Origin of the sequence: Acidisoma cellulosilyticum (assembly GCF_020621385.1) — a bacterium.
Taxonomy (GTDB): domain Bacteria; phylum Pseudomonadota; class Alphaproteobacteria; order Acetobacterales; family Acetobacteraceae; genus Acidisoma; species Acidisoma cellulosilyticum.
Map to the genome: position 1 here is coordinate 371,519 of NZ_JAESVA010000003.1, position 13,185 is coordinate 384,703.

The following is a 13,185-nucleotide window of genomic DNA, read 5'->3' on the forward strand; positions in this document are numbered from 1 at the left end:
ACGCGTCATTGCGGCGGCGAAGCGGACCGGCTTCTATGCTGGCGTTCTCCCACCGCAATGGTCACCATGTCAGAGTCCCAGCCTGTCCTGCTCCTCACCGGCGCCAGCCGCGGCATCGGTCACGCGACCGTCAAGCTGTTCCAGGAACGCGGCTGGCGGGTGCTGACCGTCTCCCGCCAGGCCTTTTCGCCGCTCTGTCGTTGGCCCAATGCGCGAGAAAGCCATATCCAGGCTGATCTCGGCGACCTGTCCAGCCTCTCCGCCCTCGCCGAAGATGTCCGCGGCCGGCTGGCCGACGGCCGCCTGCATGCCCTGATCAATAATGCCGGCATCTCCCCCAAAGGGCCGGAAGGCAAGCGCCTGGGCGTTATCGACAGCGATGCCGCCCTTTGGACCCAGGTGCTGAACGTCAATCTGATCTCGACCGCCCTGCTCGCGCGCGCCCTGCTGCCGGAGTTGGAGCGCGCCGGCGGATCGATCGTCAATGTCACCTCGATCGCCGGCTCCCGCGTGCATCCCTTCGCGGGCGTCGCCTATGCCGCCTCCAAGGCAGCCTTGGCGGCACTGACGCGGGAAATGGCGCATGAATTCGGTGGCCGCGGCGTGCGTGCCAATGCCATCGCCCCGGGCGAAATCGACACCGCCATTCTCTCCGCCGGGACCGATGCGCTGGTTTCGGCGGAAGTGCCGATGCAGCGCCTGGGCAGGCCGGAGGAGGTCGCGAAGACCATTTATTTCCTCTGCACCGACGCCTCCTCCTACGTGAATGGCGCCGAAGTCCATATCAATGGTGGACAGCACGTCTAATTCTCGCGCACATTTGAGCTGCGGCGCGAAAAATTATCTGACATGCAACTGTTGCACCTCGGCTGTTACGATTGATTGCACGAAATCCATGTTTCATATGTTTGAAACAGTATAAGATCACTTCCAGTAGGAGGTATGCGGCGATGCGTTTTGCTTTGACGGCTTGCGGATTGGCTCTGGCGACGCTGGTGACACCGGCTGTGGCTTCTGCGCCCAGGCTTCTGAAAAGCGAAGTGTCGCTGCAGGCCACCAATGGCTTGAGCGACGCGACCATTCTGATCGTGCGCCATGGCGAGAAGACCGGCTTCGGCACGGGTCTGAGCGCGGCAGGATCGATGCGCGCCCAGGTCTATGCCGATTATTTCTCCCATTTCTCGATGAGCGGCGAGCCGGTTCATATCGACGCTCTGGTCGCGGCCGAGGACACGCATAAAAGCGACCGTCCGCGCCTGACGCTGGAACCGTTGAGCGCCGCGATGGATATGCCGATCGAGCAGCCTTGCGCCTCCCACGCCGTGACCACATTGGTCGACTGGCTGAAGCAGCGCCCCGCGCATCAGACGACGCTGATTTCCTGGCATCACACCAAGATCGCCAAGCTGATGGCGGCTTTGGGTGTCGATCCTGCAACCATGCTGCCCGGTGGCCACTGGCCGAACGATACGTTCGACTGGGTCGTGGCGCTGCATTTCGACCATGACGGTAAGCTCATCCCCGGCTCAGCCCGCATCATCCGCGAGCCGGCAGCGGTGAATAACGTGGTCTGGGCGACGATGAGCCACCCGAATATCTCGCCGATGCCGCAAGAGACCCTCGCGTCGCGCTGACCGACGCGAGTACAGCCAAATGAAAAGGGCGGAGACCGCATACGCGGTTTCCGCCCTTTTTCGGTTTTGGCGCTTATGAGGGCCGCTTCCGCTCGATCGCATCCTGCTGCGGGAAGAAGGTAACAGGCGTCTTGCCTATGTCCTTCAGCTCATTCACTTCGAAATTGCGATTGGCGCAGATGACGCCGTCGCCCTGATGCGCTGTCAAAGCGGTGACGAGCGCGCAGTTGACGTTCCAGAGACACCGGCCCATCGCGCCAAGCGAATCGGCACGTCGCGATCGCCCTCAATTGTCTGTCTGTCTCATTCTGGGTCCAAAGGCTGAGACTAATCCATGGGACTAGCCGATATTTGTGAAAACCAATCACAAATTCACCATCAAGGCCAGAATCGCTAAGACTTTGGTAGATGTTCCGGGCAAATCCGGATAGGAGTGAGCCTGTCTAGATCTGGTTCAAGAGAAGACGTACTGCGACGGGGAGGTTTTGCGGCCCTCCCCGTCCCTCTGGTTCAAGAGACGACGACTTACTTAGACAGTGGCGTCGTTGCAGCCCGCCAAAACTAGTATTTGGACGCCCGCTGCGCGAGCCTCATTTGAGACTTTGCAGCAATCAACCGTTACAAATCGAACAGAAAATCGTGAGCCCATCCGGGGCAGCGGATGGCTGTCTTTGCAGGCCCGTCCCACATCTGAACGAGCCCTCTCTCCATCACCACCCAGCGTTCCATACGCGCCGGTTTGCGCGGCATTATAGCTGGGCCTAGAGCGTCTACTGTTCGCTCACGCTCACAGGCGCCGCTCTAGATTATTGTTTTTGCGAGCATCTTAACCCGGCCAGATGATTCCATCTGACCGGGATCTGCTCTAGAAGATCCATCGCTGAGAACGAGCCTGGCGTGGGTCAGTGACGGATCAAGGAAGTGACGCCGTGAGTAGAAGCATATGGGCCCAAATGCGCGGCGGCCCCGGCAAGATCTATATCCTCGCCGGGGTGTTGACCTGGCCTTTGGCCAGCTTGGTCATCTATTGGGGCGATCGTTTCACGAGCAGCATTTCGAGCTTGGGTCAGCCGGAGACGTCGATCAGCCTCTGGGCCGCCGGTGGCTATTCGCTTCTGATCTCAGCGCTGATCCTGGTCGCCGGCTGGCTGCAGTCCGGCTCCAAAACCTGACCCTTGGATGGCTGCGGGCAGCAGCGTTCCCGCCCGCTCTATAGCGCCTTGGTCTATTTGACCTTGCGCATCGAAATGGGCGCCATGGTGGCAAAAACACCGTCCCGCCTGACCAGGGCATGGAACAAGGCGGCCGCCAGATGCAACAGGATCAAAGCGAAGAAGACAAACGCCAAATAGTGATGCGCGTTCCAGAGCAGGGTATGCAGCCCATCATTCAAGGGCAGAATGGACGGCAGATGCCAGCTGCCGAACAGCACAACCGGATAGGAAGCAGCCGAAAGCATCGCCCAGCCCAGAAGCGGCATGACGATCATCAGGGCGTAGAAAATATAATGTGAGAGATGAGCTGCCAATTTCATCGGCTCAGGCAGATCAGACGGCAGCGCGGGCGCACCGTCGCGCAACCGCACCCCCAGCCGGATGAGCGCCAGCACCAGGATCGCGATCCCCAACGGCTTATGGATCTGCACCAGCGTCAAATACTTCGGCGTCAGCGTCGAGACCATGCCGACGCCGATGAACAGCATGGCCAGAATGCAGACCGCCATCAGCCAGTGCAAGGCACGCTGCAACACGGTGAACCTTTGACGAGCGACCGTCATGGCGTGCCTCCTGTCGCGGTGCGGGGATAGTCTGCGGCCTCCGCTGTGCGGCGGTCATACGACACAGCGTAGGCGGCCGAACGCGCCGCCGGAAAAGGATCGTTCGAGGTCATCATGCCTGCGGGCAGCACGGTCGGATCGAAATTGATGTCGCGACATGGCCCATTGGCTTCTGGCTCGACCTGCTGAACGACAAGCGTGCCGACAGCGATCGTGCGGCGGTCAGCCGGCCAGGCTTTGCTGGGGTCGTCGGTCTGATCACCCGCATTCGCGACCGTCACGGCCAAGGTCCAGCTCTGCGGTGCTTTGCCGACCCGATCCGCAATCTCACTCTCCAGATAATTCGGGCCACGCTTGGCCAGATCGCCCGGTGAGATCGGTACCAGCGATGCTATGGGGATCAACGACCAGCGCACCACCTGATGCTGGCCGGAACCATCGACGAAAATGAAACTGTCCAGGCTGTTGAAGCGATCTTCGGCATAGCTGCTCGTCCAGGGCGCCGTCGTCGCCCATTGCACGAAATTGCCGAATTCCGGGTTCGCGGCGACGAAGGTTTTCATCGCATTCGGGTCCTTGCTCCCGGACGCACGCAGCAGGTCGTAGAAATCCTGCGGCGTGGAGACCGGGAATATCGGCGCCGTGATCATGGCACTGCGCCAGACCTGACCGTTCGGGGTCGCGATCTGCAGCCCCATCCCCCGCACCCGCGCGGTCACGTCCGCAGCGTCCGGGCTCGCGATCGCCAGATTGAAACGTCCGATCACCGGATAATGCCCGGCCGCGAAGGCCGTCGCGGTCGACAGGCTGGCGCCCGCTCCATTGGATTGGAACGCGCCGGTGAAGCAGATGCCCTTGGCATGGTTGCGACGATGCCCCAAGGCCGGACCTCCCGGCGGCGCCAGCGCATCCACCACCTTGACGGGCGTCAATCGCCCCGGTGTCAGCCAGCCGGCCGTATAGGCGAAGGCTGCCGCACTGGCGCCGACAATCACCGCAATGACGATCAGGGAACCGATTTTGGCGCGCATCTCAGACAGAATGGACTGCGGCATTCACCCCTCGCGTCATCGCTTCGCGTCAGGATGCGATCGACCGTTTTCCTTCGTCAATCATTTCCATCTTTACGTGATGGTACGATCGATGCCGACTTGATTGGCAGCATGGACAGGACAGCACGATGCCTGGCGGATAGCGCACGCAAGCGGGCGGAACGGATCGAGGATGATAAGGGGACCCGGCTAGGGCGATGCCCGACTATCTGGGCAAAGTGGCGGAGAGAGTGGGATTCGAACCCACGGTACGCTTTCACGCACACACGCTTTCCAAGCGTGCGCCTTAAACCGCTCGGCCATCTCTCCAGCGGAGCCGCTTCCTAGCCACAACCAGCAGGCAGTGCAACTCCCCTGCCGCATTGCGACTTGGAATTTCGTGCGGGATCAGACCCGCGCGAAACGGATAGGCTCAGGCGTCGATCTTGAGCGCGGCCAGGAAGGCGCTTTGCGGGATTTCGACCTTGCCGAACTGCCGCATGCGCTTCTTGCCTTCCTTCTGCTTCTCCAACAGCTTGCGCTTGCGGCTGATGTCACCGCCGTAGCACTTGGCGGTCACGTCCTTGGACAAGGCCCCGATCGTCTCACGCGCGATGATGCGGCCGCCGATCGCCGCCTGGATCGCGATCTTGAATAGCTGCTTCGGGATCAGGTCCTTCAGCTTGGCGCAGATGGCGCGGCCGCGGGCTTCCGCTGCCGAGCGATGGGCGATGAAGCTCAGCGCATCCACCGGGTCCTGGTTCACGAGAATAGAGATGCGGACGAGATCGCTCTCGGCATAGCTATCCATGTGATAGTCGAAGCTCGCATAGCCCTTGGTGCTGGACTTCAGGCGGTCATAGAAATCGAAGACCACCTCGTTCAGCGGCAGCTTGTAGACCGCCATGGCGCGGGTGCCGACATAGGTCAGGTCCTGCTGCTGGCCGCGTCGCTCGTTGCAGAGCGTCAGCACGGAGCCCAGGTGATCGTCCGGCACCATGATGGTCGCGACGATCCAGGGCTCCTCGATATGATCGATCGTCATCACTTCCGGCATATCGGCCGGATTGTGCAGCTCGGTCATGACGCCCTTGCTGTCATAGATATGATAGACGACCGAGGGCGCGGTCGCGATCAGATCGAGGTCGAATTCACGGCTCAGCCGCTCCTGGATAATTTCCAGATGCAGCAGGCCGAGGAAGCCGCAGCGGAAGCCGAAGCCGAGGGCGGCCGAGCTTTCGGCCTCATAGTGGAAGCTCGCATCGTTCAGCCGCAGTTTGCCCAGGCTTTCGCGCAGCTTCTCGAAATCATCGGCATCGACCGGGAAAAGACCGCACCAGACGACGGGGATCGAGGGTTTGAAGCCCGCCAGGATCTCGGCCGCCGGGCGGCGGTCATCGGTGATGGTGTCACCGACGTCGCAATCGGCGACGGTCTTGATGGCGGCATTGATATAGCCCATCTCGCCCGGCCCAAGCTCGTCCACCGCTTCCATCTTGGGGCGGAAGACGCCGACCTGATCGACGGTATGGACCGCACCCTTGGCCATCATGCGGATCTTCTGGCCACGGCGCAGCTTACCGTCCTTGATACGGACCAAAATGATGACGCCGAGATAGGCATCGTACCAGCTATCGACCAGCAGGGCCTTCAGCGGCGCGTCCGGGTCACCCTTCGGCGAAGGCAGGCGGGTGACGATCGCTTCCAGCACGCCCTCGATGTTCAGGCCGCTTTTGGCGCTGATCATGACGGCGTCGGACGCATCGATGCCGATCACGTCCTCGATCTGCTCCTTCACGCGGTCGGGCTCGGCCGCCGGCAGGTCGATCTTGTTGAGGATGGGGACGATCTCATGCCCGGCGTCGATCGCCTGATAGACATTGGCGAGCGTCTGCGCTTCCACGCCCTGGCTGGCATCGACGACGAGAAGGGAGCCCTCGCAGGCAGCCAGGCTGCGGCTCACCTCATAGGCGAAGTCGACATGGCCGGGCGTGTCCATCAGGTTCAAGACATAGGTCAGGCCGTCATTGGCCTTGTAGTTCAGGCGCACGGTCTGCGCCTTGATGGTAATGCCCCGCTCCTTCTCAAGCTCCATGGTGTCGAGGACCTGTTCGGTCATCTCGCGCGCGGTCAGGCCGCCCGTGGCTTGAATCAACCGGTCGGCGAGCGTGGACTTGCCATGGTCGATATGGGCGATGATGGAGAAGTTACGGATGAGGGAGAGCGGCGTGTCGGTCATGCCCGTCACATAAGGGAATGCTGGGCAGATGTCAGCCTGATTGCGCTGGGGATGGTTGCGTTTCCGCCTTGTCCTGAATGCGGGCGGCCCGATCAGGCCGCCGGACGGTCAAACCATCACTTCAACCCGGTTCCGGCCAAGATGCTTGGCACTGTACAGGGCCTGGTCGGCGCGGGCCAGAAGCGCATCCATACCGGCATCGCCCTGGGCCAGAACGGCCAGCCCGATGCTGACGGTGACGGGGATCGCCGCGCCTGCGCTTTCTACCCGCATCGCGGCGATCGCCGCGCGCACCCGCTCGGCCATCTGCTGCGCGCTGGCCAGCCCGGTGCGCGGCAGCAGGATCGCGAATTCCTCGCCCCCCAGCCGGCCGACCGGATCACCGCCCCTGACCTCGCGCTTCAACGTCGCGACCAGCGCCTGAAGCACGGCATCGCCACCGGCATGCTGGTAGGTGTCGTTGATGCGCTTGAAATGGTCGGCGTCGATCATCACCACGCTGAGCGGCTCTCCGGCATTCCTGGCCTGCGTCACAGCCTGGGCGCCCTTGTCCATGAAGCTCCGCCGGTTCAGCGCCCCCGTCAGCGGATCGCGCGTCGCGAGAACCAGCAACTGCCGCGCATAGCGGGAGACCTGTCGCACCAGCGGTCGGAAGATCGCGAGCGCCTCGATCAGCAATGTGAGCAAAACCACCAGCAGGGTTGCATCCTGAATGCGGGCAAGCTCCGCCAATTCCCGATCGCTCCGCTGCTGATGGGCTTGCACCACCTCGCCCAGCCCTTGCAGCAGCGGGCCGTCCGCCGCCGCGAATATCCGGGCCAGCACGGGCTTCAAGGCCGGATCGGACGGGGACAATGCCGCCACCCGTCGCGCATCGGCGACATAGCGTCCGACCATGCTATTCACCGGATCGGGCCCGGAGAAAAAAACGGCGCGCAGATCGGTCGCGCGGGGCGCCATAAGCCCGAACGTCGCATCTCCGTGCAGCAGCGCGCTATGCTGCTGGTCGAATTGATCGATCGCCTGATCCAGCAGGCCGCGCGCCGCCAAATCGCCGGCGGCATATTGGGCTGCCAGGCTGGCGATACGCTGGGAGAGCATCGGCTGCCGCTCGCTGATACTGATGACGGTGGCGAACCCGTTCTGCGTTGCAAGCACGCGCATCAGGACGAAATGCGAGATGATCGTGAGCAGCGCCACGAGCGTCAGGGCGAGGACGTAACTGATGGTCAGGCGGCGTTCGATGGAGCCGATGGGCCGGATGGACATAGACAGCAGCCTTTTTCGTCTCAAGGCGGAGTCAGTCCTAACCTTGTCCCAGGCAAGCCCCAGACGGGGTTGGGGGACAATTAAACTGATTGAAATGTCCGTCAGGGACAGAGCTGCTCCAACTTGCCCAAGCGCTATTCTCCTGCCATAGCCGCGCCCCTCATCCGATACCCTCTCCGCTCCCCTTTTTTGCACTGATTTCAAGCCATGATGAAACGCCGCCAGCGCGGTCGCCCCTTGGACGGGTGGCTTATTCTCGATAAGCCGCAAGGCCCGACGAGCACCGATATGGTGAACAAGCTGAAACGGCTGTTCGACGCGCAGAAGGCGGGCCACGGCGGCACGCTCGATCCGCTGGCCACCGGGCTGCTGCCGATCGCCTTCGGGGCGGCCACCAAGACCGTGCCCTATGTCATGGACGGCACCAAGCGCTACCAGTTCACGCTGCGCTTCGGTGAATCCCGCGATACCGACGACGCCGAAGGGGCTGTGACCGGCACCAGCGACGTGCGCCCCGACAATGCGGCGATCGAAGCGGCGCTGCCGGCCTTCCGCGGCCTCATCATGCAGGTGCCGCCGATCTATTCCGCCATCAAGGTGGCCGGCGAACGCGCCTATGACATGGCGCGCGAGGGTCGCGCCCCGGTGCTGGAACCGCGCCCCGCGCAGATCGACCGCTTCGACCTGATCGACCGTCCGGACGCGGATACGGCGGTCTTCGAGGTCGAATCCGGCAAGGGCGTCTATATGCGCAGCCTCGCCCGCGACATCGCGATCGCCTGCGGCAGCCTCGGCCATATCACCGTCCTGCGCCGTCTGCGGGTCGGCCCCTTTACCGAGGATATGGCGATTTCCCTGGACAAATTGGAACAGGGGGAGGATACGGCCCCCATCTCTCCGGCGCTTCTGCTGCCGGTCGCGACCGCGCTGGCCGACATCCCGGCGCTGGCCTTGACCGAAAGTGAAGCCGTTGGCCTCGGGCATGGACAGGCAATCAGCCTCGTCGATCTCATGGGGCGGATACCCGATGGCGCCGATCCCGCAGGTGGGACCGTGCGCGCAATGGTGGGGAGCCGCGTGATCGGTTTATGCCGGCTCGAAGAGGGCTGGATGAAGCCCGAGCGCCTGCTGTAACCCCTTTTTATAGGAACACACGATGTCGATTACAGCCGAGAAGCGCTCGTCGCTTATCTCTGACTATGCCCGTGGCACCAACGACACCGGCAGTCCTGAAGTGCAGGTCGCGCTCATCACCGACCGGATCATCAGCCTCACCGAACATCTCAAGATTCACGCGAAGGACTTTCACAGCCGTCGCGGTCTGCTGATGCTGGTCGGCCGCCGTCGCCGCCTGCTGGACTATCTGAAGCGGAACGATCACGAGCGTTACACGACGCTGATCGGCCGCCTCGGCCTGCGCCGCTAACAGCGCATTCTCTGCGATCACCTTCCGCCTTCGGGCGGAAGGTGCCCGCCCCGCTTCTCGGGGCCAAGACCAAGACCCGCAGAAGCGGCGATACCGGACGCCAAGAACGGCGTGAGACAGACATAGCCGCTGACGCGGCGGTACGGTGGAAAGGTCGACCGGGGCAACCAACGGACGCAATCAGGACCAGCCCGGCGTTTCCGGCCACATGGCCGGCGGATGCATCGCTACGCATTCCGCTCCCCATGCCGCCCGAGACGCCGAAGTCCCGCATCCAAACCCATCCCGGTCCGCTCTCCGTCCTGCCGTCACCTCCGGCTCGTACGGAAAGGATGATTGAATGTTCAACTACTTCCGCAAGGAAATCGAATGGGGCGGCCGCCCCCTGATCCTGGAGACGGGCAAGATCGCCCGCCAGGCCGACGGCGCCGTGATGATCACCTATGGCGATACCATCGTGCTCTGCACGGCGGTCGGCGCCAAGACCGTGAAGCCGGGCCAGGATTTCTTCCCGCTCACCGTCAACTACCAGGAAAAGGCCTTCGCGGCCGGCAAGATCCCGGGTGGCTTCTTCAAGCGTGAAGGCCGCCCGAACGAGAACGAGACGCTGGTCAGCCGCCTGATCGACCGTCCGATCCGTCCGCTGTTCCCGGAAGGGTTCCGCAACGAGGTTCAGATCGTCGCGACCGTCCTGTCCCACGATCTTGAAAACGATCCCGATATCGTCTCCCTGATCGGCTGCTCGGCCGCGCTGACGATCTCCGGCATTCCGTTCTTCGGCCCGGTCGGCGCCGCCCGCGTCGCGCGCATCGACGGCCAGTTCATCCTCAACCCGACCACGCAGCAGACGGAAGAGAGCGATCTTGACCTCGTCGTCGCCGGCACCGCCGAAGGCGTGCTGATGGTCGAGAGCGAGGCCAAGGAGCTTTCGGAAGAGATCATGCTTGAGGCCGTGACCTTCGGTCACACCGCCTTCCAGGCCGTGATCAACGCGATCATCGAACTCGCCGAACACGCCGCCAAGGAGCCCTGGGCTCTGACCGAGCGGTCCGAGGAAGAGAAGACGCTGCGCGCCCGCGTCGATGCCCTGGCCCGCACCGAAATCGCCGCCGCTTACGGCGAGAAGGCCAAGGCCGCTCGCTATGAGAAGATCGGCGCCGCCAAGAAGGCCGCCGCCGCCGCGCTGACGGCCGAAGGGCTGAACGCCGATGCCGCCAAGGGCCTGTTCAAGGACCTGGAAGCCGATATCGTCCGCAACAGCATCCTCGACAACGGCATCCGCATCGACGGCCGCGACACCCGCACGGTCCGCCCGATCGTCGCCGAAGTCGGCGTCCTGCCGCGCGCCCATGGGTCCGCGCTCTTTACCCGTGGCGAGACGCAGGCGCTGTGCGTCGCGACCCTCGGCACCGCTCAGGACGAGCAGGTGATCGACGCGCTGGACGGCGAATACCGTGAGCATTTCATGCTGCATTACAACTTCCCTCCCTACTCGGTGGGTGAAGCCGGCCGCATGGGCTCCCCGGGTCGCCGCGAAATCGGCCATGGCAAGCTCGCCTGGCGCGCCATCCACCCGCTGCTGCCGGGTAAGGACAAGTTCCCCTACACCCTTCGCGTGGTCTCCGAGATCACCGAGAGCAACGGCTCCTCCTCCATGGCGACGGTCTGCGGCACCTCCCTGTCGCTGATGGACGCGGGCGTTCCGCTGACGCGCCCCGTGGCCGGTATCGCCATGGGCCTGATCAAGGAAGATCGCGGCTTCGCCGTTCTGTCCGACATTCTCGGCGACGAAGATCATCTCGGTGATATGGACTTCAAGGTGGCCGGCACCGAAGAGGGCGTCACCAGCCTGCAGATGGACATCAAGATCACGTCCATCACGCCGGAGATCATGAAGATCGCCCTGGAACAGGCCCGCGAAGGCCGCATCCATATCCTGGGCGAGATGGCCAAGGCCCTGACCGGCGCCCGCGGCGGCGTCGCTGCCACCGCGCCGCGCATCACGATCATCAATGTGCCGAAGGAAAAGATCCGCGAAGTCATCGGCCAGGGCGGCAAGGTCATCCGTGACATTGTCGAGCAGACGGGCTGCAAGATCGACATCGAGGATGACGGCACGATCAAGATCGCATCGACCAGCGAAGAGAAGACCCAGGCTGCGATCGACCGTATCACGGGCATCGTCGCGGAAGCCGAGATCGGCAAGATCTACAATGGCAAGGTCGTGAAGGTCGCCGATTTCGGCGCTTTCGTGAACTTCCTCGGCGCCAAGGACGGTCTGGTTCATATCAGCGAACTGGCCGCCACCCGCGTCAACAAGACCGCCGATATCGTGACCCAGGGCGACGCCGTGAAGGTCAAGGTCATCGGCTTCGATGACCGCGGCAAGGTGAAGCTGTCGATGCGCGTCGTCGATCAGGCGACCGGCGAAGACATCGGCGAGAAGGTCGGTTCCAAGGGCGGCAGCCGCCGCGAAGACTGATTTTCGCTCCCGAGCCGGCTTGCCGGCTCGGGGATGAAGCAAAACGCCGCTCCGCCTCCCTTCATCGGGACGCGTGGGCGGCGTTTTTTATGGTGCCATTGCTGCGGCGAGCTCCGCGAAAGCCCGATCCAGTTCCGGCAAAGCAGCCGCGAAATCCTGGGCCGGATCGACCTGCCCGTCATTGGCCTCGATCCGCTCCCGCGCGATCCGAAGGCCGGGCATTGTGTCCATGGCGCGCATATGCAGCCCGTCCAGCACCTGCCGCAGTTGGCCTGCGCATTTGTCACCGCCCCTTCCGCCATAGGTGACGATGACGGCGGGCTTGCCCGACCATTCCCGATAGAGATGATCCAGCGCGTTCTTCAGCGCCGCCGGATAGCCCCAGTTATATTGCGGGGTCACGAAGACGAAACCGCTCGCCTGAGCGACTTGGCGGCCCCAGGCTTGCGTATGGGGCTGGGTATAGGCGCCGGTGGCCGGAATGCCCGGCTCGTCATCCATCGGCAAAGGCCAGTCGCGCAGATCGACCAGGTCGAAATTGGCGGGGACCGTCCTGCGCCCGATCTCGGCGACCCAAGCCGCGACCTGTGGCCCGATCCGCGCCGCGCGGGTGCTGCCGATGATGACCTGAATGGTATGTGCGTGTATCATGCACGCATATGGCAAGGTTTGGATGGATTTGTAAAGGTGCAAAATACACGCAACTTGGACTTGCTCGGCAGTGCCTTGATCGATCTGATCGGCTGCCTCAATAGCCCGCAGCGGGATGATGCCTTGCTGCGGGAGGCCGGCGTCACCCTGGATCGCGCGCTGTTTCCCCTGCTCGTCGCGCTCGGCGCGCGTGGGGCATTGGGTGTCGCGGACCTCGCCGATCTCGTCGGCCGCGACCACACCACCGTCAGCCGGCAACTCGCGAAGCTCGAAACCCTCACCCTTGTGACGCGCCCTGAAGGCGCGACCGACAAACGCCGGCGGGAGGCTGATTTGACCGAGGCCGGACGGGCTATCGTCGCCGCCATCACCGCCGCGCGCATGCGACTTCTGGCGCGGGTGCTGGTCAGCTGGACGCCCGCCGATATCGACGCCCTCGCCGGCTTTAACCGCCGTTTTGCCGATGCCGTGATGGGCGCCGGGCGCGGGGGCGGCTGACCGCCCCGACCTTGCTCCGATCCCGCTTTTAGGGCATAAAATCCTGATGTCATCCCGTCTGCAACGGCGATAGATCCCCGCGCGGGTCGCCTTTTGACCCGCCTTCCCCGCTCGCCTGTTGAGCAGCTCCGAGAGACCCGTTGAGCGACACCACACCTCCTGACCAATCTGCTTCTCT

At 63.2% G+C, this 13,185-nt stretch carries 13 protein-coding genes and 1 tRNA gene; 7 read left to right on the forward strand and 7 right to left on the reverse strand.

Annotated elements, in window-relative coordinates; all coding sequences use genetic code 11:
- Positions 1–66 precede the first annotated feature (66 nt).
- Both ACELLULO517_RS10475 and ACELLULO517_RS10480 read left to right on the forward strand, forming a co-directional pair.
- Complete coding sequence (locus ACELLULO517_RS10475) at positions 67–807, forward strand: SDR family NAD(P)-dependent oxidoreductase (RefSeq protein WP_227307313.1); 741 nt, start codon at positions 67–69, stop codon at positions 805–807.
- Between the two features lie 143 nt (positions 808–950).
- Positions 951–1,634 carry a hypothetical protein gene (locus tag ACELLULO517_RS10480; protein WP_227307314.1) on the forward strand — a complete coding sequence of 228 codons (684 nt, stop codon included), beginning with the start codon at positions 951–953 and terminating at the stop codon, positions 1,632–1,634.
- 73 nt (positions 1,635–1,707) lie between these two features.
- On the opposite strand, the gene ACELLULO517_RS10485 is transcribed toward ACELLULO517_RS10480, so the two are convergent.
- Positions 1,708–1,887 carry a type 2 periplasmic-binding domain-containing protein gene (locus ACELLULO517_RS10485; protein WP_227307315.1) on the reverse strand — a complete coding sequence of 60 codons (180 nt, stop codon included), beginning with the start codon at positions 1,885–1,887 and terminating at the stop codon, positions 1,708–1,710.
- 676 nt (positions 1,888–2,563) lie between these two features.
- Here ACELLULO517_RS10485 and ACELLULO517_RS10490 point away from each other — a divergent pair.
- Entirely contained in the window at positions 2,564–2,806 is a 243-nt protein-coding gene (locus tag ACELLULO517_RS10490) for a hypothetical protein (protein ID WP_227307316.1), read from the forward strand.
- A 53-nt stretch (positions 2,807–2,859) separates the two neighbouring features.
- On the opposite strand, the gene ACELLULO517_RS10495 is transcribed toward ACELLULO517_RS10490, so the two are convergent.
- From ACELLULO517_RS10495 to ACELLULO517_RS10515, 5 genes are all read right to left on the reverse strand, one after another.
- Positions 2,860–3,411: a cytochrome b gene (locus tag ACELLULO517_RS10495; RefSeq protein ID WP_227307317.1), complete on the reverse strand. Its 552-nt coding sequence runs from the start codon at positions 3,409–3,411 to the stop codon at positions 2,860–2,862.
- Positions 3,408–4,466, reverse strand: coding sequence for a catalase family peroxidase (locus ACELLULO517_RS10500; RefSeq protein WP_227307318.1), 1,059 nt, complete (start codon positions 4,464–4,466; stop codon positions 3,408–3,410). Before ACELLULO517_RS10500 ends, ACELLULO517_RS10495 begins: the two co-directional genes overlap by 4 nt.
- 216 nt (positions 4,467–4,682) lie before the next feature.
- Positions 4,683–4,772: transfer RNA gene (locus ACELLULO517_RS10505), tRNA-Ser, on the reverse strand.
- A gap of 103 nt (positions 4,773–4,875) precedes the next feature.
- Positions 4,876–6,681 (reverse strand): translation elongation factor 4, encoded by a 1,806-nt coding sequence (gene lepA, locus ACELLULO517_RS10510; protein ID WP_227307319.1) that lies wholly within the window; start codon positions 6,679–6,681, stop codon positions 4,876–4,878.
- Positions 6,682–6,789: 108 nt separating this feature from the next.
- Positions 6,790–7,950 carry a diguanylate cyclase gene (locus ACELLULO517_RS10515; RefSeq protein WP_227307320.1) on the reverse strand — a complete coding sequence of 387 codons (1,161 nt, stop codon included), beginning with the start codon at positions 7,948–7,950 and terminating at the stop codon, positions 6,790–6,792.
- A 210-nt stretch (positions 7,951–8,160) separates the two neighbouring features.
- Here ACELLULO517_RS10515 and truB point away from each other — a divergent pair, with 210 nt between their 5' ends.
- The 3 genes from truB (at position 8,161) to pnp (ending at position 11,858) form a co-directional block, all read left to right on the forward strand.
- Positions 8,161–9,084 carry a tRNA pseudouridine(55) synthase TruB gene (truB, locus tag ACELLULO517_RS10520; protein WP_406566262.1) on the forward strand — a complete coding sequence of 308 codons (924 nt, stop codon included), beginning with the start codon at positions 8,161–8,163 and terminating at the stop codon, positions 9,082–9,084.
- A gap of 22 nt (positions 9,085–9,106) precedes the next feature.
- Positions 9,107–9,376: a 30S ribosomal protein S15 gene (rpsO, locus tag ACELLULO517_RS10525; RefSeq protein WP_227307322.1), complete on the forward strand. Its 270-nt coding sequence runs from the start codon at positions 9,107–9,109 to the stop codon at positions 9,374–9,376.
- Between the two features lie 340 nt (positions 9,377–9,716).
- A complete protein-coding gene (pnp, locus tag ACELLULO517_RS10530; protein WP_227307323.1) occupies positions 9,717–11,858 on the forward strand; it encodes a polyribonucleotide nucleotidyltransferase in 2,142 nt (713 codons plus the stop codon).
- A gap of 87 nt (positions 11,859–11,945) precedes the next feature.
- Here the strand turns inward: pnp and ACELLULO517_RS10535 are convergent, their stop codons facing one another.
- The gene (locus ACELLULO517_RS10535; RefSeq protein ID WP_227307324.1) at positions 11,946–12,509 is read right to left on the reverse strand and encodes an NADPH-dependent FMN reductase; all 564 of its coding nucleotides are present in this window, start codon (positions 12,507–12,509) and stop codon (positions 11,946–11,948) included.
- A 36-nt stretch (positions 12,510–12,545) separates the two neighbouring features.
- Between ACELLULO517_RS10535 and ACELLULO517_RS10540 the strand changes: the two genes are divergently transcribed.
- The gene (locus ACELLULO517_RS10540) at positions 12,546–13,007 is read left to right on the forward strand and encodes a MarR family winged helix-turn-helix transcriptional regulator (protein ID WP_227307325.1); all 462 of its coding nucleotides are present in this window, start codon (positions 12,546–12,548) and stop codon (positions 13,005–13,007) included.
- Positions 13,008–13,185: the final 178 nt, after the last annotated feature.